17 protein-coding genes are annotated in these 23,160 nt (G+C 43.0%); 12 read left to right on the top strand and 5 right to left on the bottom strand.

Annotated features, from left to right (window positions below):
- The first annotated feature begins 1 nt into the window (after window position 1).
- The 11 genes from OIT90_RS00255 (at window position 2) to OIT90_RS00205 (ending at window position 17,079) form a co-directional block, all read left to right on the top strand.
- Entirely contained in the window at window positions 2–787 is a 786-nt protein-coding gene (locus OIT90_RS00255) for a 2,3-dihydro-2,3-dihydroxybenzoate dehydrogenase (protein ID WP_474892132.1), read from the top strand.
- A 26-nt stretch (window positions 788–813) separates the two neighbouring features.
- A complete protein-coding gene (gene dhbC, locus OIT90_RS00250) occupies window positions 814–1,995 on the top strand; it encodes an isochorismate synthase DhbC (protein ID WP_268501871.1) in 1,182 nt (393 codons plus the stop codon).
- A 24-nt stretch (window positions 1,996–2,019) separates the two neighbouring features.
- Window positions 2,020–3,639 carry a (2,3-dihydroxybenzoyl)adenylate synthase gene (locus OIT90_RS00245; RefSeq protein WP_474892131.1) on the top strand — a complete coding sequence of 540 codons (1,620 nt, stop codon included), beginning with the start codon at window positions 2,020–2,022 and terminating at the stop codon, window positions 3,637–3,639.
- Window positions 3,640–3,656: 17 nt separating this feature from the next.
- Window positions 3,657–4,565 (top strand): isochorismatase family protein, encoded by a 909-nt coding sequence (locus OIT90_RS00240; RefSeq protein ID WP_059376712.1) that lies wholly within the window; start codon window positions 3,657–3,659, stop codon window positions 4,563–4,565.
- 15 nt (window positions 4,566–4,580) lie between these two features.
- Window positions 4,581–11,729 (top strand): amino acid adenylation domain-containing protein, encoded by a 7,149-nt coding sequence (locus tag OIT90_RS00235; RefSeq protein WP_474892130.1) that lies wholly within the window; start codon window positions 4,581–4,583, stop codon window positions 11,727–11,729.
- Between the two features lie 20 nt (window positions 11,730–11,749).
- Complete coding sequence (locus OIT90_RS00230) at window positions 11,750–11,977, top strand: MbtH family protein (protein WP_151284989.1); 228 nt, start codon at window positions 11,750–11,752, stop codon at window positions 11,975–11,977.
- Window positions 11,978–12,100: 123 nt separating this feature from the next.
- Entirely contained in the window at window positions 12,101–13,726 is a 1,626-nt protein-coding gene (locus OIT90_RS00225) for a helix-turn-helix domain-containing protein (protein ID WP_474892129.1), read from the top strand.
- Window positions 13,727–13,824: 98 nt separating this feature from the next.
- Window positions 13,825–14,790, top strand: coding sequence for an iron-hydroxamate ABC transporter substrate-binding protein (locus OIT90_RS00220; RefSeq protein ID WP_039182881.1), 966 nt, complete (start codon window positions 13,825–13,827; stop codon window positions 14,788–14,790).
- Between the two features lie 98 nt (window positions 14,791–14,888).
- Complete coding sequence (locus tag OIT90_RS00215; RefSeq protein ID WP_474892128.1) at window positions 14,889–15,623, top strand: alpha/beta hydrolase; 735 nt, start codon at window positions 14,889–14,891, stop codon at window positions 15,621–15,623.
- 72 nt (window positions 15,624–15,695) lie between these two features.
- Complete coding sequence (locus OIT90_RS00210; protein WP_064498621.1) at window positions 15,696–15,842, top strand: YycC family protein; 147 nt, start codon at window positions 15,696–15,698, stop codon at window positions 15,840–15,842.
- Window positions 15,843–15,864: 22 nt separating this feature from the next.
- On the top strand, window positions 15,865–17,079 hold the full coding sequence (locus tag OIT90_RS00205; RefSeq protein WP_039182887.1) for a CynX/NimT family MFS transporter: 1,215 nt from the start codon (window positions 15,865–15,867) through the stop codon (window positions 17,077–17,079).
- 39 nt (window positions 17,080–17,118) lie between these two features.
- Here OIT90_RS00205 and rplI read toward each other — a convergent pair whose 3' ends face one another.
- From rplI to OIT90_RS00190, 3 genes are read right to left on the bottom strand one after another with little or no spacing between them, the layout of a single operon-like run.
- A complete protein-coding gene (gene rplI / locus OIT90_RS00200; protein ID WP_008359128.1) occupies window positions 17,119–17,568 on the bottom strand; it encodes a 50S ribosomal protein L9 in 450 nt (149 codons plus the stop codon).
- Entirely contained in the window at window positions 17,565–19,544 is a 1,980-nt protein-coding gene (locus tag OIT90_RS00195; protein ID WP_039182890.1) for a DHH family phosphoesterase, read from the bottom strand. The genes rplI and OIT90_RS00195 overlap by 4 nt, the downstream gene beginning before the upstream one ends.
- A 30-nt stretch (window positions 19,545–19,574) precedes the next feature.
- Window positions 19,575–20,513 (bottom strand): YybS family protein, encoded by a 939-nt coding sequence (locus OIT90_RS00190; RefSeq protein WP_366206518.1) that lies wholly within the window; start codon window positions 20,511–20,513, stop codon window positions 19,575–19,577.
- A gap of 303 nt (window positions 20,514–20,816) precedes the next feature.
- Here OIT90_RS00190 and OIT90_RS00185 point away from each other — a divergent pair, with 303 nt between their 5' ends.
- Window positions 20,817–21,743: a manganese-dependent inorganic pyrophosphatase gene (locus tag OIT90_RS00185; protein WP_039182895.1), complete on the top strand. Its 927-nt coding sequence runs from the start codon at window positions 20,817–20,819 to the stop codon at window positions 21,741–21,743.
- Between the two features lie 55 nt (window positions 21,744–21,798).
- Here the strand turns inward: OIT90_RS00185 and rsiV are convergent, their stop codons facing one another.
- Window positions 21,799–22,656 (bottom strand): anti-sigma-V factor RsiV, encoded by an 858-nt coding sequence (rsiV, locus tag OIT90_RS00180; protein WP_366206519.1) that lies wholly within the window; start codon window positions 22,654–22,656, stop codon window positions 21,799–21,801.
- On the bottom strand, window positions 22,657–23,151 hold the full coding sequence (locus OIT90_RS00175) for an RNA polymerase sigma factor (RefSeq protein WP_039182900.1): 495 nt from the start codon (window positions 23,149–23,151) through the stop codon (window positions 22,657–22,659). It lies immediately after the preceding gene.
- Window positions 23,152–23,160 lie beyond the last annotated feature (9 nt).

Genomic DNA, 23,160 nt, shown 5'->3' with positions numbered 1-23,160 from the left:
CATGAAACATAGTGGTCTATCTCAAAAAATTGCCCTTATTACAGGCGCAGGACAAGGTATTGGACAAGCAGTCGCTAAAAGACTAGCCGAGGAAGGTGCGATTATTGCAGCAGTTGACGCAAATGAAAAGCAGCTGCAAAGCACCGTCAGGCAAATGAATGATGATGGCATACGTGCCTTTGCCTATCCAGGGGACATCACCGATCAAGCTTCTGTTCAGCACATTGTCGATCAAATTGAAAAGCAGCTTGGACCCATTTATTTACTGGTCAATGTAGCAGGCATTCTTCGAATCAGTTCTATTGACCAGCTTAGTGCAGATGACTGGCAACAAACTTTCTCAGTCAACACACACGGTGTCTTTTACGTATCTCAAGTTGTCTCCAAATACATGATGAAAAGATCAGAAGGGGTCATTGTGACTGTCAGCTCTAACGCAGGTGCCATTCCTAGAATGAATATGGCTGCCTATGCCGCTTCAAAAGCAGCAGCTACTTCCTTTACAAAAACACTTGGATTAGAGCTGGCAGCCTACGGGATCAGATGCAACGTCGTCTCTCCCGGCTCTACCGCAACACCTATGCAATGGGCTTTATGGGCTGATGAACAAGGAGAAGATCAGGTGATTAAAGGCTCATTAGAGACGTATAAAACCGGTATTCCTTTACAAAAAATCGCTAATCCTCAAAACATCGCTGATGCAGTCATTTTCTTTGCATCTGAGCAATCCAGTCATATTACGATGCAGAATCTCACGATTGATGGTGGCGCAACACTCGGAATCTAGCATTTCATTCAAAAGGAGGCCTTTTCATGAAACATTCATTATTGTCGTCAGAAGAAAAAGTACAGTTGCTTCAAGACTATCAGCCAGGCGCTTTTTTCCTTGCTTCCCCTAAACGCACGATACTTGCCGAAGGGATATTCCAGCATATTGAAACCAATCAACTAAATGAACTATCCACAAAGGTAGCGCATGTATTTGACGCTGCCAAACAAGCTGGTATTCAAGCACCGATTGTTGCTGGTGCTGTCCCGTTTGATCCGGCGCAGCCCGTTCGTTTAAATGTGCCAGTCCATGTACAGTTTAGTGATCCACTCGAATTTCAACAAGCTGATGAGGAACCAGAAGCTGCATCTCCATCTTATGAGGTGACACCTGTCCCTGCTCCAGATGTCTACATGGAAGGTGTGAACGAAGGGTTAGCTAAAATTGAGAGCGGAGAGCTTAGCAAAATCGTACTCTCTCGATCCCTCCATCTCAAATCAAATCAAGAAATTCATACGAAAGCAATACTCGAACGACTGGCTCGCCATAATACGACTGGCTATACGTTTGCTACAAATGTAGCTGACCCGGCATCTTCCGAAAAGCGAACACTTCTTGGGGCAAGTCCTGAGCTACTTCTTTCAAAAACTGGTTCATCTGTGATTTCCAATCCACTCGCTGGTTCTCGGCCCCGCAGTTCAGATCCAGTAGAAGACCAGCGCCGTCACGATGAACTCCTTACTTCAGCGAAGGATTTACACGAGCATGCAGTGGTTGTCGAAGCTGTCACTAAAGCGCTTGCTCCTTACTGTCATACACTAGATGTGCCTGCATCACCCTCCGTCATACAAACAGAAACGATGTGGCATTTATCTACTGTCGTAAAAGGTGAATTAGCAGATCCAAATGTGTCCTCAATTGATATAGCGCTGAGCCTTCATCCAACACCTGCAGTATGCGGAACACCTACAGCAGATGCACGTGAAGCCATTCAGGCAATCGAACCCTTCGATCGAGGATTTTTCACAGGAATGATCGGCTGGGCAGATGAAAATGGTGATGGTGATTGGATTGTCACCATTCGTTGTGCAGAAGCTGAGGGTCACTCCCTTCGCCTTTTTGCTGGTGCAGGAGTGGTCAAAGGGTCAAAGGCAGAAGAAGAGCTAGCTGAAACATCTGCAAAATTCAACACAATGCTTCATGCGATGGGCATCCATCAGCTATAAAAATTCTTAGGAGATGACAAAAACATGTTTGTTCAACCACCTACATGGCCAGAAGAATTTGCAAAACGCTACCGTGAAAACGGCTGTTGGCGTGGGGAAACCTTTGGCGGTATGCTTCGTGCACGCGCCGCATCGTTAGGAAATAAAACAGCGATTACATACGCTGATACGCATATGAGCTACCAAGAACTTGATGAGCGCGTCAGCAGTCTTGCCGCCGGTTTTCATCAGCTTGGCATTCAAAAAGGAAGTCGAGTTGTCGTGCAGCTTCCTAACATTCCTGCTTTTTTTGAGGTCATTTTCGCTTTATTTCGAATCGGTGCTTTACCCGTCTTCTCTCTGCCATCTCATAGAAGCAGTGAAATCACTTATTTTATTGAGTTTGCCGAAGCAGACGCATATGTCATACCAGATATCGATGGCGGCTTTGATTATCGAACACTCTCACGTCAAGTGAAAGAAAAGCTTCCCTCATTACCTCATGTCATTGTTGCAGGGGAAGCTGAGGAATTCCTTGGCTTAGATGATCTGCGCAAGGACCCAGCACTTGATCCCCAAATTCATGTAGAGGCAAGCGATATTGCATTTCTTCAGTTATCTGGAGGCAGCACAGGCCTTTCTAAGCTTATTCCTCGCACGCATGATGACTATATTTATAGTCTTTGGAAAAGCAATGAGGTGTGCGAGCTCACACAAGAAAGTGTGTATCTAGCTACACTTCCAGTTGCGCACAACTATCCATTAAGCTCGCCTGGAGTCCTTGGGACGTTATACGCAGGCGGAAGAGTCGTTCTTGCACCTGGATCCAGCCCTGATGTAATCTTTCCACTCATTGAAAAAGAACGGGCGACCATTACCGCTGTCGTTCCACCTATCGCATTGATTTGGCTAGAGGCCGCTCCTCATCGATCAGATGACTTATCGAGTCTTGAAGTCTTACAAGTCGGCGGTGCTAAATTCAGTGCTGAGGCAGCAAAACGAGTGATGCCTGCCCTTGGATGTAAGTTACAACAAGTTTTTGGTATGGCAGAAGGTCTGGTCAACTATACCAGATTAGATGATCCTGAACATGTCATTATTCATACACAAGGACGCCCGATGTCTGAATATGATGAGGTACTAGTGGTAGATGATGAGGACAAGCCCGTCCCGCATGAAGTGGCTGGACATCTTTTAACAAGAGGACCTTATACGATTCGTGGCTACTATAAAGCCGATGAACAAAACAAAAAAGCATTTACACCCGATGGCTTTTACAGAACAGGTGACATCGTGCGATTAACCAAAGAAGGAAATGTTGTTGTAGAAGGCAGAGACAAGGATCAAATCAATCGTGGCGGCGAAAAGGTTGCCGCTGAAGAAGTTGAGAACCATTTACTTGCGCATGCTGACATTCATGATGCCGCCATGGTATCCATGCCGGATCCATTTCTTGGCGAACGCTCATGTGCCTTTGTCATTGCAAAAGGAGACAACAAACCAGCACCGCACGTCTTAAAATCATTTCTAAGAGAACGCGGACTCGCAGCCTATAAAATTCCTGACCGCATTGAATGGATCGATGCGTTCCCACAAACAGGTGTAGGCAAAGTCAGTAAAAAAGCATTAAGAGAACTAGCTGCAACCCATACTGCCAACGTATAAAAAGAGGAGTGAAAACCATGGCAATCCCTACTATTCCTGCATATCCAATGCCAAGCACACAAGATTTACCCGAAAATAAAGTGAACTGGATACCGGATCCGAAACGTGCTGTTCTGCTGATACATGACATGCAGCAATATTTTTTAAATGCATTTCAACAAGATACATCACCGATCACAGAGTTAGTTCAGCATATTGAACAATTACGTGACACATGCAATGAACTTGGCATTCCAGTCGTCTATACAGCTCAGCCTGGTGACCAAGACCCGAAGGATCGTGCCCTATTAACAGATTTTTGGGGACCTGGACTTGGTGATGATGAAGCATTGACAAAAATCATTGATCAGCTTGCTCCATCTGAGGCAGATACATTGCTGACAAAATGGCGTTATAGCGCATTCAAAAAATCTAATTTTTTGGATATTCTTCAAGAAGGCGGGCGTGATCAACTGATCATTACTGGCGTATATGCACATATTGGCTGTATGCTGACAGCCGCAGAAGCATTCATGCTCGATATTGAAACCTTCTTTGTCGCCGATGCCGTCGCTGACTTTTCATTGAAACATCACAAAATGGCCATGACCTATGCAGCTGAACGCTGTGCGGTCACCACAACAACAAATCAAATCATTGGTCGTTTAACAGGACAGGATGCAGAAAGTGATGACCTATCCTTTGAGGCCATTCTTCAGCAAGTAGCTGAGTATCTCCAAATGGAGCCGAATGAAATACCGCTTGACGAGAATCTCGTCTACCTTGGACTTGATTCTATTAGAATGATGAGCCTAGCGGAAAAGTGGAGACAGCAAGGAGCGACAGTCAATTTCGTTGAGCTTGCAGCAAATCCAACACTCGCTCATTGGCGGACTCTTCTTTTCCCAGACAAACAGCCATCTATTCCAAATATCGATTACTTGTAAAGGAGGTATAGACCCTTGTCGATCCAGTCAGTCGATTCATTTCCACTAACCGGTGCCCAATTAGGCATTTGGTATGCGCAGCAGCTTGATCCATCTAATCCTATTTTCAATACAGCTGAGTATATAGATATTAAAGGTCCTATTGACCCCATACACTTTGAAGCAGCCATTAGAAAAACTGTCTTAGAAGCAGATTCTTTGTATATGCGATTCGTTGAGGATACTGACGGTCCAAAGCAATGGTTCTCTTCTAAGAAAGAGATTCCATTCCAATTGATCAATTTACAAAATGAAAAACAGCCGCTTGATGCGGCTAAAGCATGGATGAAGGCAGATCTTTCAACGCCAGTTTCTTTAGAGAAAGATGTATTATTCCGTGAAGTACTTTTTCAACTTGCTGACGATCGATTTATCTGGTATCAGCGCATTCATCACATTGCCATTGATGGATTCGCCTTTTCGCTCATTGCGCGTCGTGTTGCTGAGGTCTATTCCGCTCTATCGAAAGGGACACCTGTGCCTCCTCAAACATTTGGAGTCTTACATGACGTAGTTCAAGAGGAGATCACTTATCAACAGTCCAATCGATATGAAGATGATCGAGCGTTTTGGAAAAATCGCTTTGCTGATCAACCTGAAATTGTCAGCCTTGCTGAGCTTGCCCCAAGAACGTCGGATCATTTTATACGAAAAACAGCTAGCTACGATGCTGCAAAGGTAAGCAAAATGAAAAAAAATGCTCCAGCCTTCGGTGGTACGTGGCATGAAATGATCCTTGCTGCATCCGCTTTATATGTGCATCGTATGACTGGTGCACATGATATTGTTTTAGGATTACCTGTGATGATGCGCCTTGGATCGTGCGCCTTACAAACACCCGGAATGGTCATGAACCTGGTACCGCTTCGTTTAACATGCAAACCAGAAATGACGCTCTCAGCACTTGTTCGCCAAGTATCTGATGAACTAAAAGCCATTCGCCCTCATCAAAGATATCGTCACGAGGACATGCGGAGAGACTTTAAACTTATCGGAAGAAATCAGCGATTATTTGGCCCGCAGATCAATATCATGCCATTTGATTATGATCTCATGTTCGATCAGAGCATTGGTCAAGCACATAACCTCTCAGCAGGACCCGTGGATGATATATCGATCAACATATACGACCGCGCGGATGGGAACGGATTTCAAATCGACTTTGATGCAAACCCTGCCGTTTACAAAGAGCAAGCAGTTGACGCTCATCAGCAGCGTTTTCTTCAATTGCTGGAGGAAATAACCGAATTAGAGCAAGATCAGACGATCAGTCAATTCAACCTTCTTTTGTTTGAAGAGAAAGAGAAGATTCTCAAGCACTGGAATGATACAAAACGAGAATTACCAAAGGAATCTTTACGGGAACTATTTGAAAAACAGGTGAGCAAAACGCCACAAGCAAAAGCATTACAGTTTGAAGGAATTAATTTGACCTATGAAGAGTTGAATCAGCGGGCTAATCAATTAGCTCATTATTTGAAAAAACATGGCATTGGACCAGAACAATTTGTCGCCATTGCTCTGCCTCGATCCATCGATATGGTCGTAAGTCTATTAGCCGTCGTCAAAACGGGAGCTGCATATCTGCCATTAGACCCTGATTACCCTAACGATCGAGTCGCCTATATGCTAGAAGATGCCAAACCGGCGTGCTTGCTCACAGTCAAAGAGACAGCAGACGGTTTGGACCATCCGCACATCGTTCAACTGGATGATTCAACTGTTCATCAGGAGATAGCAGGCAGTCCAAATCTCAATCCGACTTGGAGCGAGGGCTCTCCACATCACCCGGCTTACATCCTCTACACATCAGGATCGACAGGCAAACCAAAGGGTGTTGTTGTAACAAAACGAAATGTGATCAACTTTATATTGTCCATGCAAGATTCATTTTTATTAGATCAAGAAGACCAGCTTTTAGCGGTAACGACCATTGCCTTTGATATTTCCGGGCTCGAAATGTTCCTCCCGCTTTTACATGGAGCTGCTATTTTATTGGCAAAAAAAGAAACCATACAAGATCCAGCAAAACTTTCAGATATGATTCGTTCTTATCATGTCACAATCATGCAGGCAACACCAACGTTGTGGCATGCGTTGGCAGATGAATATCCTGACGTGATTACAGGTATGCGAGTTCTTGTTGGAGGAGAAGCACTCCCTGCCTCCCTTTTGCATACCTTGCAATCTCTTCAATGCGACATTACTAATTTGTACGGACCTACAGAAACGACGATCTGGTCTACGATGGAAAATGTCACAGCACATCGAGAGAATAGCGGGCCGGCAATCGGTAAACCCATTTGGAATACGAGCGTTTATATTTTAGATGAAGGACTAAACCCAGTCCCAGCAGGGTCAATCGGTGAACTTTATATTGCTGGTGAAGGAGTATCTAGAGGATATCTTGGACGATATGATTTAACGGCTGAACGTTTTGTCGCTGATCCATTCGGCACAAGCGGCACGAGAATGTATCGTACTGGTGATTTAGCCAGATGGCGTGAAGATGGTTCGATTGATTATATCAGCCGTGCCGATCATCAAATTAAAATCCGCGGCTTCCGTATTGAACTAGGTGAAATCGAAACCGTGATGATGCAGCACCAAGCCATTAAGCATACATCTGTTATCGTTCGTGAAGATCAACCTGGGCAGCAGCTGCTTTGTGCATATGTTGTGCTGACAGATGGCTCTTCTCTACACCCTTCAGAGCTCAGACAGTTTGTGGCTTCATTACTTCCTGATTACATGGTACCTTCTGCTGTTGTCGTTTTGCCAGAACTTCCACTTACGCCAAACGGCAAAATCGATCGCAAAGCATTACCAATACCAAATATGTCTTTAGTTAGTTCTGAGCGGACACCTAGAACACCACAAGAAGACATGTTATGTAGTTTATTTGCAGAAACCCTTGGAGTATCTCAAATTGGCATAGATGATAGTTTCTTTGACTTAGGAGGACATTCCTTACTCGCCGCTCGCCTGCTTAGACGTATACGCGATACACTTGGCGCAGACCTAAGCATGAGTACCATTTTTGAATCGCCTCGGGTTGCTGATCTTGCGCAGCATATTGACAAAGCGAAGGACATTCGGCCGCCGCTTCAGGTTGAAGACAAGCCAGATGAAATTCCATTATCCTTTGCCCAAAAACGGCTCTGGTTCCTTCATTGCCTTGAAGGGCCAAGTCCAACTTACAATATTCCACTTGTCATTCAACTGACAGGTACACTAGATCAAACAGCTCTAATTGGTGCTCTGGCAGATATCACTGAAAAACATGAAACCCTTAGAACCATTTTTCCAGATAAGAACGGCATGCCAAGACAGGTCATTTTACATCCGAAAAGTGTTCAGCCTGAACTCCATGTCACAGCTTCAACCGATCAACAAATTGAGAGTCAGTTAAACGAAGCCATTCGCTATAGCTTTAAAATTGAAGAAGAACCTGCACTGCGAGCAGAGTTATTCACGCTTGATGCAAACCGATCCGTCCTGCTTCTATTGCTGCATCATATCGCTGGTGATGGCTGGTCACTTGCACCATTGACGCGAGACTTAGCTGCTGCTTACGAAGCCCGTATACAAGGAAAATCCATCTCCTTGCCAGCAGAACCTGTTCAATATGCTGACTATGCTATTTGGCAGCAGAAGCTGTTGGGTAGTGAAGAAGAGACGGATAGTCTATTTGCCAAGCAGCTCAGCTATTGGAAAGGTGCCTTACATGACTTGCCTGAAGAACTTGAACTTCCCTATGACTTCCCGCGTCCACAGGAAGGAAGCTTCAACGGTGCGACGATAGACTTTACGATTGAACCCACTTTACATCAGAACCTCCTTGAGCTTGCCAAGCAGCATCAAGTGAGTTTGTTCATGGTGCTTCAAGCATCACTTGCAGCATTAATAACACGACTTGGAGCGGGGACAGATATTCCAATCGGCAGTCCCATTGCTGGACGGAATGACGATGCACTTGACGACATTGTAGGCTTGTTTGTGAACACACTAGTATTACGTACCAATACAGATGGTAATCCAACCTTTAGTGAGCTATTGAAGCGAGTGCGAGACGTTGACTTAGCAGCCTATGAGCATCAGGATCTGCCATTTGAACGGCTAGTCGAAATCCTAAATCCAACCCGATCCAGATCACGAAATCCATTGTTCCAAGTCATGCTTGCCTTCCAAAATACACCGAAGGCAGAAATGAAGCTGACACAGCTTGACTCAGACCTTTACGTGAAACCAGTAGGGTCAGCTAAATTTGATCTGACCATCGAATTGACAGAACAAAGAACTGAAACTGGATCAGCAGCAGGATTAACAGGTTTGTTTGAATTCAGTACAGATGTGTTTAAAGAAAGCACCATTCGAGCAATCGCTGACAGAATGAAGCGCTTTTTAACTGAAGTGACTGAGCGCCCACACGTGCCGATTGGCCAAGTGAACATTTTATCAGATAAAGAACGGCAAACATTTCTCCCTGATAAAAGGACATTCGCTCAGTTAGATCAAGCACATAGTCTCCCAGCCTTATTTGAAAAAACGGCGCAGCAATATCCTGATCGAGTGGCTGTAACGTATGGCAATAGGCAGCTTACCTATGGTGAGTTAAACAACAAAGCCAATCGTCTTGCTCATTTATTAATACAAAGAGGCGTTGGACCAGAACAGTTCGTTGCACTTGCCCTGCCTAGATCAATCGACATGCTCGTAAGCTTGTTAGCCGTTCATAAAGCAGGCGCAGCCTATGTTCCGCTTGATCCTGACTATCCAGCAGACAGGCTGGCATACATGATACAAGATGCCAAACCAGTTTGCAGCATCACAACAAAAGCAGATGCAGTGCATCTCCCTGCTGATTGCGATTTGATTTTGTTAGACGAAAAAGAAACGAGCGATCAATTGCTGACTATGCCAAATCATAATCCGGCTGATATAGACAGAATTGAACCGCTATCTTCTCTGCATCCGGCCTATATTATTTATACATCCGGTTCTACAGGGAAACCAAAAGGAGTGGTCATCCCACATCAAAATGTCATCCGTCTTCTGACATCTACTGAACATTGGTTCCATTTTGATGAAGAGGATGTTTGGACAATGTTCCATTCATATGCCTTTGATTTTTCAGTATGGGAAATATGGGGACCACTTTTATATGGCGGCAGGCTTGTCATTGTACCTCATACCATCTCTCGCTCTCCTGAAGAGATGCTGCAGCTTCTAGTCGAGGAAGGTGTGACTGTGCTTAATCAAACACCTTCTGCCTTCTATCAGCTCATGCAGATAGACAAGGAACAACAAACACTAGGCCAAGCATTATCACTCCGCTATGTCATCTTTGGCGGTGAAGCATTAGAGCTTAGCAGATTAGAAGATTGGTACAGCCGTCACTCAGACTGTAAGCCAAAGCTAATTAACATGTACGGCATTACAGAAACCACTGTACACGTTACGTACAATGAACTCAATCGAGATATGATCACAAAGAACTCCAGCAGTTTAATAGGTGAACCGATTCCTGATTTACACGTTTACGTACTTGATGAATACCTGCAGCCTGTTCCCCCTGGGACAACAGGTGAAATGTATGTAGCTGGAGCTGGCCTTGCAAGAGGTTATCTAGGCAGACCTGACCTGACATCAGATCGATTCCCTGCCGATCCATATGGAGCACCTGGCACAAGGATGTATCGTACCGGCGACCTTGCGCGCTGGACAGAAGAAGGGGCGCTTGATTACATTGGCAGAGCTGATCATCAAATTAAAATACGCGGATTCCGTATTGAACTTGGAGAAATCGAAGCCGTTCTGGCACGCCATGATGCAGTTGCACAAGTGGCCGTCATAATGCGAGAGGATCAGCCTGGCGACAAGCGCTTAGTCGCATATATCGTCACAACGGAAGAAGACCATTTCGATACTGAAGCCCTTCGTCATTTTGCAGCAGCCAGTCTTCCTGATTACATGGTGCCCGCAGCATATGTACAGATTGACGCCATGCCGCTTACAGCAAACGGGAAGCTTGATCAAAAATCACTGCCGGCCCCTCAATTGCATTTACAGCAAGCGGATGGGCGCGGCCCAAGAAATCCGAAAGAGGAAATCCTATGTCATCTCTTTGAAGAGGTGCTTGATTTGCCTAAAATCAGCATAGACGATCGCTTTTTTGACATTGGCGGACATTCACTGCTTGCGGTTCGTTTAATCAGCCGCATTCGTGATGCACTTGGTGTCAAACTAAGTATCGGAACATTGTTTGAAGCACCAAATGTGGCAAGTTTGGCAGAGAAACTAGAAACAGGAAGCGATGAAAACGCACTAGACATCTTGCTGCCGCTGCGAACAAATGGAGAAAGGTATCCTCTTTTCTGTGTTCACCCAGCAGGTGGTCTTAGCTGGTGCTATGCAGGTCTCTTGAATACATTAGAGAAAGACATCCCTATTTATGGATTACAGGCACGAGGAATCGCAAGAATAGATGACTACCCGCACACACTAGATGATATGGCTGCGGATTACATCAAGCACATCCAAACAATTCAGCCAAAAGGCCCTTATCATCTTCTTGGCTGGTCATTAGGTGGAAACGTTGTACAAGCAATGGCTACACAGCTCCAGCAGCAAGGTGAAGAAATCGCACTTGTTGCGATGCTGGATGCCTATCCAAACCATTTCTTACCGATTAAAGAAGCACCTGATGAAGAAGAAGCACTAATCGCTCTTCTTGCGCTCGGCGGTTATGATCCAGATACCTTAACAGGTGAACCACTCACGATGAAAAGTGCCATCGACATTTTGAAAAAAGATGGCAGTGCACTAGCAAGCTTAAGTGAAGATGCCATTAGAAATCTAAAAGAAACCTATGTGAATTCAGTTCGATTGCTCGGAGAATATCAGCCAAAAACTTATCAGGGAGACATATTATTCTTTAGATCTACCATTATCCCAGATTGGTTTACACCAATTGATCCCGAAGCATGGGCACCTTATATCAACGGAACAATCGAACAGCACGACATTCATTGCCGGCACAAAGACATGTGCCAGCCTAAACCCCTAGCAGAAATTGGTGTCATCTTAGACAACGCACTGCATCGGGTCAACCAAAAGCACTAAGAATAAAGGAGAGATGACAAATGACAAATCCCTTTGATCGTGAAGACGGTGTATTTCTTGTGCTTGTCAATGAACAAGGACAGCATTCACTTTGGCCATCATTTGCACCAGTGCCAGATGGATGGGAAAAAGTCTTTGGTGAAGACACTAGAAATGCCTGCATCGATTATATCCAGACACACTGGCAGGACTTGCGGCCATTAAGCTTATCAAAAGAACCTGCACTAGCACATGGAAAAACGGAATAAATCATTGCACCCTGATCTCCATCAGGGTGCTTTTTTGACAGAATAAACATCACCATCTTTCAGCTCTTTCTGCTACAATTTAATTGAGAATGTTTATCAATCAATAAGAGATCAGGTGGTTTTATGGGAAACAACAATCAATTACGTACATTGGCAAATGCCGAACAATTCATCTATCGATTAACATATACTGAAAAAATAAATAATGCAGAGCTTCCACATACAGAGCAGCAGCTATCAGATACATTCTGCCTCCTCTTCAGCATAAGCGGCAGCGGTTTACTCACATTGAACGATCAAAAATGGCGATTGAAACATCTGACACTCTATACGATCATGCCTGGGGAAACATTTATGTTGAAAACAGAGCCTTATCAAAAACACGAGCTCTATCTGTTTCGCTTTCAGCTCTACACGCTGCAAGATCAAAACATAGGAGAAGTATCAACGGAACATGCCCGTTCTTTACTGAATAAATGGCAATTTATCGATATTAGTTCGATTGAACAAATTCATTCTTTACTGTCTGATATGACAGAGGAATGGCAAAGACCTGAATCTATTAGCTTTTTTAAAAGCCAAACTCTTTTTCAGCAGCTCATTATGCAGCTTTTCACACTGCATAAAGAAGATATTTGTGACACGGCACATGCCCTTTTCAAAACAAAACAATATATCGATCAACATTCCGAAGAACCTCTCAGCCTGACAAGTCTATCTCATATGGCTGGCATCAGCTCTAATCATTACAGTGAGCTATTTAAAAAGCATTTTGATGTGAGTGTCACTGATTATATCACCAAGAAAAGGATGGCTAGAGCGAAACAATTAATGGCAAAAGGCAACGCAAAGCTCAAAGACATTGCACTTGAAATCGGCTATCAAGATCCGTATTACTTCAGCCGCATCTTTAAGAAAAAAACGGGAATGACCCCTTCTACTTATATGAAAAGCCGGCAGCGGAAAATTGCAGCCTATGGCCATTCCATACTCGGCCAGCTCACACCCATTCATATCATCCCATATGCTGCCCCTCTTCACCCTAAATGGACAGCACATGATTTTGAGCATTATGCAGAAGAAATTCCGATTCACCTGAGTGCACATCGGATCAACGAGCACGCTGAAGCCAATTTACAGCTATTAAAGGAAACAAAGCCTGAGCTGATCATTGCCAATGATCATGTGACAGAGGAAGAAAAACAAGTGTTAAAAACCATCTGTCCTGTTCACTTTGTTCCATTCACACAATTGGATTGGCGCACTCAATTCAGACAAACAGCTATGTTCCTAAACGAAGCGAAGGAAGCAGAAGAATGGCTGATTCATTACGAGGAACTCGTCATTCAAGCGAAAAAGGCATGCCTTTTTGATCATCCACCAAAAACCGTCCTGCCTCTTCGTATCTTTCAAGATCAGCTCTATTTGTCTGTGAATCGCACCATGTCAGAAGTGATTTTTCAAGACATTGGTCTTCAGCCAGCTTTTCAGAATGACGGCCAGCTAATAGAAAAAGAAATCAGCATTCGATCTATACAACAGCTAGATCCAGATACCATCTTCCTTTTCCTGCATAAGGAACCAAAAACCATTGCTTTTTATCAAAAATTAAAGCAGCAGGAGGCTTGGCAAAATCTCAAAGCTGTTACGCAGCAAGCAGTCTATCCACTTACGTCTGACCCTTGGCGTGAATACACAGCAGCCAGTCATCAACGAGTCATTCAGGACCTTTTATCTTTTTTTCCGTAAAAAGTCCATCATTTGACAGATCATTGTCTATGGATAAAAGGACGAAAGACTACTACAATCTTTAATTGAGAACAATTATCAGTTAAAGGAGAAAACAAATGAAAAAATGGTTCGCATTGCTTATCCTTTGTATCATGACGATCATCGCAGCAGCCTGTGGTGCTTCAGAAAATAAACCTGCTTCAAACACAACCAAAGGCAAGTCAGCTGAAGCAGCTGAAACAAACATCAAATACTTAGAACAAACGTACAAACTCAAAACACCAGTGAAACGAATCGTCATTGCTGGAAGCCTAGAATCAATGGAAGATGCAAAATTACTTGGTATCGAGCCTATTGGTGCTTCTACTGTAGGCGGCACTTTCCCTGAATTATTTAAAGACATCACAGCAAAAACTGAAGGCATCGGGGAAAAAACAGAACCGAACCTAGAAAAAATCCTAAAACTAAAACCAGATGTGATACTTGGATCAACCAAGTTCCCGCCTGCAACAATTAAAAAACTAGATAAAGTCCAAACGACGATCCCAGTATCACATGTCTCTTCCGACTGGGAAAGCAATCTTTTATTACTCGGTGAACTGACTGGAAAAAGTGAAGAAGCCAAAAACATCATCTCTGATTATCAGAAAGATCTTAAACAAGCAAAAGAAACTTTGAAAGACAAAAGCAGCAACAAAACAGCTGTCATTTTACGCATTAGACAAGGCGACCTATACGTGTACCCTGAAGACGTATACTTCAACTCTACTTTATATGGCGACTTAGGATTTACAGCACCAAGTGATATCAAAAAAGCCAAAGCACAAGCATTGATTTCATTGGAGCGCCTAGGAGAACTCAATCCTGACTATATTTTTGTTCAGTTCTCTAAAGAGGAAAACTCATCGAATCCGAACGCATTGAAGGACTTAGAGAAAAATAAAATTTGGACAAGCCTAAAAGCTGTGAAAAATGGGCACATCAATGAAAATGCCGTTGATCCTATGCTTCAAGGAGGAACAGCACTAAGCAAAACAACCTTCCTTGATAAGGCCGTCAAATGGTTAGATCAAAACAACTAAAAAAGATGTGACGAATGACAAAGGGCTAAAATGATCTTTATTTTTAGCCCTTTGTCTTCTTTTCAGCGGAGCTTGAAAACTTGGAGGAGAGATGACACATGAACGGAATGTTTCTATATGACGAGTTTAACGGGCGTCAGCTTGATATTTACCTACCACCGGACACTTCTATTCATGTTCCAGCTGTCTTTGTACAAGATGGCTCTTCTTTGTTTAGAACACACCTGCTAGAAATCGAAAGAATGATCGAAACCAATACCATCTCGCCAATCATCATTGTCGGCATACATCCCTTCAATCGTCTTGACGAATATACACCATGGAAGGCGTCATCACTGCGATCTGGGTTCCCTGACTTTAAAGGCGAGGCACAGACGTATGTGTCATTTTTAGCGAATGACTTGCTCCCATATATCAAAAGCGAATATCCAGTTCAAGAGACCTGTCATGAGCATAGCCACGTAGGTGCTTCATTAGGCGGGTTATTTGCTATTTATACTTTATTCATGCACCCTGATCTTTTTAAAAATATCGCATCGATCTCCGGGTCATTTTGGTATGAAGATTTTCTACCGTTTGCTAAACAACAAAGCATTCAGTGTGTGGATCACCTTGTCTATTTGTCTGTAGGCAGTGAAGAAGGGAAAGGCAAAACATCGGTTCAACAGCACATGCCGTTATTCACCAAACAACTGCATGATCTTTTATTACAGAAAGGGATGCAGGAATCGCAGCTGCACTATCACATCGAACAAGGAGAGGGCCATCATCTGAAACAATTTCAAAAAAATTTCTTATCGGCTCTAATGTGGTTTTATAAAAAAGATCGCTAATTTTTTATCAGCATGACACAAAGCCGATATGATATATTGGAACGTATAGATTGAAAGAGGAGGGATTTGCGCATGAGACCTTTACAAATCTCAGCCGATACCGCACAAAAGCTTGCTGCATCACTCAATGTACCGTTAGAACAAATTATGCATATGCCGCAGCATATCTTATTAGCTAAATTAGCGGAGCTTGAACAGAAGAAAGATCGTTCTTCTTAAAGACATAAAGGAGTTTACATTCATGGAACAACAACTAGAAAAATCAACATTACATCCTCGCAGTACAGGACAAACCATCCTGCTGATTGCTGGGATTTTGCTCATTGCATTTAATCTGCGGCCTGCCATTACGTCCGTTGGCCCTGTTATCGGCGCGATTCGTTCCGATTTACAGCTTTCAAATGGACTGGCAGGTTTTCTTACGACATTACCACTGCTTTCATTCGCATTGCTTTCTCCAATTGCACCTAAAATCGGAAAACGCCTTGGCAATGAACGAACCCTCTGGCTTGGACTTGCTGTCCTTCTGTTTGGGATTGTGATTCGCTCGTTTGGCACCATCACCTTCTTAATGATTGGAACGGCGCTAGTCGGCGTCGGAATTGCGATTTGTAATGTGCTCTTACCGGGGCTTGTGAAGCATAAATTTCCTGCACATGCAGGTTTGATGACAAGTGTATACACGACTTCAATGTCCGTCTTCGCTGCACTTGCATCAGGTGTCAGTGTTCCGCTTAGTCATACGATGCCTGGCGGCTGGAATACATCATTCCTTGTATGGGCTGGACTTGCCCTTCTCGCCATGATGGTTTGGGCGCCGCAGCTTCTTCATCAGAATACAGCGGCCGTCAAAACCATTTCTCTTACAGAGCAGCCAATATGGCGCTCACGTGTCGCATGGCAAGTGACCTTTTTTATGGGCTTGCAATCATTCCTTTTCTATAGCAGCATCGCTTGGTTTCCTGATATCTTAACATCACATGGAATGAACCTATCAACAGCTGGATGGATGCTGTCCATTATGCAGTTCGCTGGTCTGCCATCCACCTTCTTAACGCCCGTTCTTGCAGAAAAATTAAAAACGCAAAGACCGCTTGTCGCCGGCCTTGTCCTTGTGTATTTACTAGGCATGATTGGACTTCTTCTCGGAGGATCGACACCTATTCTTGTCATCTCTGTCCTATTGATCGGCATTGGACAAGGTGCTAGTATCAGTCTAGCGCTCACCTTCATTGGATTGCGGACAAGACATATGGAACAAGCAGCTGCCCTCTCTGGAATGGCGCAGTCACTCGGTTATTTATTAGCTGCTGTTGGTCCATTCATGATCGGTATCCTTTTTGATTTCACACATACATGGACACCAGCAATTATCATCTTTATCATCATCCTATTTTTCATGTTTTTATCCGGTATGCGTGCCGGACGCAGCGTCTATATTTCAGATCCTTCATAAAAAAGAACCCGCCTCCTCGTGAGACGGGTTCTTTTCTGCTTATGCCTGCTCTGTCACATGTACCTTTAACGTTGCTTGTACCTCTGGATGAAGCTTTACCGGTACATTTGTGTAACCTAATGCACGGATGGCATCATTCAGCTCGATTTTGCGCTTATCGAGTTTAATTTGATGATCTTTTTGCAATTTATCAGCGATTTGTTTGCTTGTAATGGAGCCAAACAAACGGCCGCCTTCACCTGATTTTGCAGTGAGTTCCACTGTTAACGCCTCAAGTGTTTCTTTTAATTGTTTTGCTTGTTCAAGCTCTTGGATGGCATTCTTTTTCTCTTTGTTTTTCTGCCCTTCCAATGCACTTAGGTTCGTTGGAGTTGCTTCAACAGCTAACCCTTGTTTGATGAGAAAGTTGTGAGCGTATCCGTCAGCTACATTCTTGACTTCGCCTTTTTTCCCTTTGCCTTTTACGTCTTTTAGAAAGATGACTTTCATCTTTGAACCCCTCCTTCGAAATATTCGTCTATGGCAGCCTTTAACTTCCCTACCGCTTCTTCAATGGTTATACCATAAATCTGGGTAGCAGCGTTAGTCAAATGACCGCCGCCGTCTAGTGCTTCCATAATAATTTGAACGTTGATATCCCCTAATGATCTGGCACTAATGCATACCGTATCGTCATCTCGTCTAGCGACAGCAAATGACGCTTCTACCTCACTCATTGACAACAAGGAATCAGCCGTCTGGGCAATCGTAATTTGATCATAATACTCCGACCTGTCAGACGGTAATGAAGCAATAGCCACCTGATTTTGATACAGTTCTGTATGCTGAATGAGTTTTGCCCGTTTGATGTAATGATCGACTGTTTCTTTTAAAAACTTTTGCACAAGGACAGGATCTGCTCCCTTTGCACGAAGGTAAGATGCTGCATCGAACGTTCTTGACCCCGTTCTCAGAGAGAAACTCTTCGTATCCACGATGATCCCAGCAAGAAGCGCAGTCGCCTCAATCATGTTAATCCGCAATTTCTTCGGCTGATACTCTAAGAGTTCTGTCACAAGCTCTGCTGTAGATGAAGCATACGGCTCCATATAAACAAGTAAAGGATCACGGATAAATTCCTCGCCTCGTCTATGATGGTCAATGACCACGACGTTTTCAATCTTATTCAGTAGTCGTTCCTCCATGACGAGAGACGGTTTATGTGTATCCACGACGACAAGCAATGTGTCATCCTTTGCAAGCTCCATTGCTTCCTCTGGCGTGATAAAACGTGACCAAAGCTCTTCATAATTTTTAATTTCACTAATTAAGCGTTGAACACTGTCGCCAATCTGGTTGGCATCAATGACAATATAGCCTTCTTTTCCATTGGCCTGAGCGACCTTTAAAATCCCGATGGATGCACCGATTGAGTCCATGTCTGGGAACTTATGACCCATGATCATGACATTACCGCTTTCAGATACAATTTCTTTTAAAGCATGAGAAATGACCCGTGCGCGTACGCGTGTCCGTTTCTCCATTGGGTTCGTTTTTCCACCGTAGAACTTCACTTTTCCATTCGGCTGTTTAATGGCGACCTGATCCCCGCCTCGTCCGAGGGCAAGGTCAAGACTCGACTGTGCTAGTGCTCCAAGCTCTTTCAAAGAAGGAACGGACGCACCAATCCCGATACTCAAAGTAAGCGTCGCACTATGTGCCCCTGTTTTCTCACGGACCTCGTCTAAAATGGAGAATTTCGACGCCTCAAGCTCAGCTAAAATGCTCTCATTTAGGACCGCCATAAATCGTTCAGACGAAATTCTCTTCAGGAAAATTCCGTATTCTTGTGCCCAATTGTTGAGCAGAGACGTCACTTCACTATTAATCGCGCTGCGCACTTGATCATCAAGGCCCTGCGTGACATCGTCGTAGTTGTCTAAAAAGATATAAGATAAAACCGTTCGTTCATTTTCGTACTGTCGTTCAATCTGCACCTGTTCCGTGACATCAAAGAAATATAAAAGGCGCTCTGATCGTTTAATAATGACTTTGAATTTCCGGTCATTCAGCGTTACATTTTCGGTCTCGACCTCTTGTTTAATAAGAGGCACAATGGACTCGAATGTATCGTACAAGGATCTGCCGACAAGTGTGCTTTCATGAAAGCATGAAGCGAGAAATGGATTCGTCCATTCGATATAATACTGGTCATTAAACAGCATAATACCAATTGGCATCTCCATTAATGCTTCTTCTCCAACCTTTTTGACTCGATAGGATAATGTTGAAATATATGAATCAATCTCTTTCTGCACTTGCGTATCTGCCCACTTTAAGAAGTAGAGCACACCTGCAAGGACGAAAAGACCAACCGCTCCTATGATCCAATTAAAATAAAGGTTGAGGAGGACTGTGACCACCGCAAGGACAATTAACGCGATGATCGGATACTTGATGACAGGTTTTCTATAGAAGCTTGGCACTGATATCAACTCCTCAACATTCAGAGTGAATTATTTGTTTTTTACTTTTTCTCTTAAATCAAAGCCTATGTCAGCAATCCCTATAATTCGCACAATCACACCGATCGGCGGAAAGAAAACCGTTAACACGACAGCGAAAATGGGTACCGCTTTTGAGATGTTTTTTTCGTGGCAATAATAGAAGAGAAAAGAAAATCCCTGAATAAGCACCAGTATAAATAAAATTTTAAACAAACTCGATTGAACGAGCCATAAAAAGCTGTCTTTTTCCGTCTGAATCAGCATCAAAAGCAATGTGAGTAAATAATACCATACCATGCTTTTTGGCAGCCGCATATCCTTAAATTTCTTCAAGGACGGCATGTCTGAAACAAACCGTTTGAGCAAAGGCCGCACGAACCAATGATTCACAAAAGCCATCAGCGTGACCAAAATCAATAACGCTATAGGTAAAGCACTTAATGCCGTATCCTGCAACTCTCTGAACTGCTTCAGCTGCTTCGCAATGTCCTTCTCAGACGCGCCGGATTGCTTTAAAGTACTCTCTACCATCGGCATCATTTGCTCAATCGACTCTTTCGCAATATTCATAATATCGATTTGAAAGAGCTGAACACTGACAACAAAGGAGATGAGAAAACTGAATAAATAAATCAGCGCACCTGTTATGATGGCATTCCCGGGCTGCCTTCTGCTGTAGAAAACACCCATGCCTAATCCGGCGGCAATCAATATTGGTGCAGTCATAAGACCATTTATAGACCCAATTAAAAAGCTGATCACTATGCCAATAGCGCCAGCAACAATTCCTTTTTTCAAGCCGTGTCTAATTGTATAGAGGATGATCGGAATCGGAGCAGATAGAAAAAAAATAATGGATAATAGCGGCACATACAAATAAAACAACGTCATGACCGCGAAAATACTCATCATGATTGCGCCCTCTACTAACGCTTTTGTTTGTTTCACACCTTCACCTCTATCCAATCCTTTTGTCTATATCTTGCTCAATGTGTACTTCTATGTATACGTATGATGTCAGCTCCATCATGTCTTGCCCCAACCTTTATTTTACCATAGCGGCAAATCTCAAGTAAAATGCAGGCTATTCTGGGAGCGTTTCACGTGGAACACCGATATGGAATCGTACATGCAAGTTTTCAAACAGCATGTTACAATTTTTAAGATAATTCTTAGCTATAAACCCTGAATTCAAGGTCAAAAGCTGTTAGAATAGAAACATCATCAATAAAAGTAAGAAGGAGAATTCACATGGGAAAAACACTCGTATTCGGACACAAAAATCCTGACACAGACACGATTTGTTCTGCTATTGCTTACGCTGATCTGAAAAACAAAATCGGCGCTCAGGCAGAAGCCGTCAGACTTGGAGAAATCAATGGAGAAACACAATACGCATTAGATTTCTTTAAACAAGAAGCACCTCGTTTCATTGAAACGGCTGCAAATGAAACAAAGCAAGTCATTCTTGTCGATCATAACGAATTCCAGCAAAGTGTAAGCGACATTGATCAAGTACAAGTAACTGAGGTCATTGACCATCACCGTATTGCCAACTTTGAAACAAGTGAACCTCTTTACTATCGTGCTGAGCCTGTAGGCTGTACAGCAACGATCTTAAACAAAATGTATAAAGAAAACCAAGTGACGATTGAAAAGGAAATCGCTGGTTTGCTTTTATCTGCGATCATTTCTGATTCCTTACTATTCAAATCCCCAACATGCACACAGCAAGATATTGATGCTGCGCATGAGCTTGCAAAAATCGCAGGGGTAGATCCAGAAGTTTATGGCCTAGACATGCTGAAAGCCGGCGCTGATCTAAGCCAAAAAACGGTTCAAGAATTAATTACACTTGATGCAAAAGAATTCGCACTAGGCAAAAGCAAAGTGGAAATTGCGCAAGTCAATACAGTAGATATCGCTGAAGTGACAGCAAGACAGGCTGACATTGAAGCGAAAATCAATGAAGTCATTGCAGCAAAAGGTCTTGATCTATTTGTTTTAGTCATCACAGACATTTTAGAAAATGACTCCCTTGCTCTTGCACTCGGTGCAGAAGCAGCAAAAGTAGAAAAAGCATTTAACGTCACGCTTGAAAACAACACAGCTTTACTAAAAGGTGTTGTATCAAGAAAGAAACAAGTCGTACCTGCATTAACAGACGCACTTTCTTAATAAAACAAGACAAGACTGCTGAATCATTCAGCAGTCTTTTTTGTCTGTCTTCTTTTTAATGAACGTACGTATCACTCACGAGAATATCCTTTAGTACGCTTGTTGGAATCGTGAATTCAACTACGCCCATGTAACCAGGTGCCACATCATATTCATTAAAGGAAATCACCAGTTTGCCTTTTGAATTGATATAGAAGTTTTGATCTGGTTGAATCTTCTTAAACGGTTCAACCGTATCTTGCTTAGTAATCCAGTAAATCTTATTTGAATCCTCTTTCATCTGTTTCTTCATTTGTACTTTAATATTTTCACTAATCACATTAATATAACGATCATCTTTAAACAGACTTGGTAATGTAATGAGGACATGATTTTTCTTATCCACCGTATCATATGTCATTTCCTCTGCCGCAGAAGCCTGAGTCGTCACCTTGTATCGACCTAGTGAAAGAACTTGGTCATTGTTTGTTTTTACTTCATATCCGCTCTCTACACTCAAATGACCATTTTTATAACCCTTTGTTTCCTTTTCAAAATCTTGATACAGCTTTTTGTTTTCAGCTAAATATTTTTCATTCAGGCTGTCTTGTAATGTTCCGTCCCCAAGTCCTGAAACGTGTGGTGTTTTAAGATCAATATTCGTTCCTTGATCGCTCTTTTTAAATTCTGTAAACGTCACGACTTTCACCAGCTCGCCAATGATAGGTACTTCTGAAATCGCTCTTGCTGCCTGTGGACTAACATTAACAGTTGTGACAAAAAGAGCAGCCGCTGCAACAAGTCCGATGGTCCATTGCTGAAAATGAGGTTTTTTGTTTTTTCTTTTTAACGTTCGTTCAATCATCGCATCATATTCCGGTGGTATAGGGATTTCTAAATATTCATCTTTTAAATGTTCCAAATACTTATCCATTTATATTTCCTCCTGTGATAATTCTACTTTTAAAAGCCGCAGCGCCTTATATAATCTTGTTTTAATGGTGTTTTCATTTTCATCGAGAATCTGGGCGATGTCCTCTAATTTTAGATCTTCAAAGAATCTCAAAATAATGATGACTCGATACATCTCAGGCAAATCTTCTATAGCCCGTTTGACGTCTTGATCCTCGTATACATCTGATTCGCCCTGTGATAAGAATTCAAGCGTATCATCATCTGTCACCTGCACCCGCTTCTTCTTTCGTAAAAAGTCTAGGGCAGCGTTCACCACGATTTTATAAAACCAGCTATGCATCTTGCTCGTATCCTCTAATCGATGAACAGATTTAAGTGCTTTATGAATAGCCTCCTGAACAACATCCATAGCATCTTCCGGGTTTTTGACATAACTATAGGACAACCGATAAAAACTGTGTTTATGCTCCATGACGTAATCCGCAAATTGATCGTCTATTTTTCGTTTCTTCATTTTACAAAG

It is taken from the genome of Bacillus sp. ABR (genome assembly GCF_056172715.1).
This window is presented reverse-complemented; position numbering and strand designations above follow the sequence as displayed.

Coding starts and splice junctions, on each gene's coding strand:
- OIT90_RS00255 (WP_474892132.1), top strand. CDS start 2: ATGAAACATAGTGGTCTATCTCAAAAAATTGCCCTTATTACAGGCGCA.
- dhbC (WP_268501871.1), top strand. CDS start 814: ATGAAACATTCATTATTGTCGTCAGAAGAAAAAGTACAGTTGCTTCAA.
- OIT90_RS00245 (WP_474892131.1), top strand. CDS start 2,020: ATGTTTGTTCAACCACCTACATGGCCAGAAGAATTTGCAAAACGCTAC.
- OIT90_RS00240 (WP_059376712.1), top strand. CDS start 3,657: ATGGCAATCCCTACTATTCCTGCATATCCAATGCCAAGCACACAAGAT.
- OIT90_RS00230 (WP_151284989.1), top strand. CDS start 11,750: ATGACAAATCCCTTTGATCGTGAAGACGGTGTATTTCTTGTGCTTGTC.
- OIT90_RS00225 (WP_474892129.1), top strand. CDS start 12,101: ATGGGAAACAACAATCAATTACGTACATTGGCAAATGCCGAACAATTC.
- OIT90_RS00220 (WP_039182881.1), top strand. CDS start 13,825: ATGAAAAAATGGTTCGCATTGCTTATCCTTTGTATCATGACGATCATC.
- OIT90_RS00215 (WP_474892128.1), top strand. CDS start 14,889: ATGAACGGAATGTTTCTATATGACGAGTTTAACGGGCGTCAGCTTGAT.
- OIT90_RS00210 (WP_064498621.1), top strand. CDS start 15,696: ATGAGACCTTTACAAATCTCAGCCGATACCGCACAAAAGCTTGCTGCA.
- OIT90_RS00205 (WP_039182887.1), top strand. CDS start 15,865: ATGGAACAACAACTAGAAAAATCAACATTACATCCTCGCAGTACAGGA.
- rplI (WP_008359128.1), bottom strand. CDS start 17,568: ATGAAAGTCATCTTTCTAAAAGACGTAAAAGGCAAAGGGAAAAAAGGC.
- OIT90_RS00185 (WP_039182895.1), top strand. CDS start 20,817: ATGGGAAAAACACTCGTATTCGGACACAAAAATCCTGACACAGACACG.
- rsiV (WP_366206519.1), bottom strand. CDS start 22,656: ATGGATAAGTATTTGGAACATTTAAAAGATGAATATTTAGAAATCCCT.
- OIT90_RS00175 (WP_039182900.1), bottom strand. CDS start 23,151: ATGAAGAAACGAAAAATAGACGATCAATTTGCGGATTACGTCATGGAG.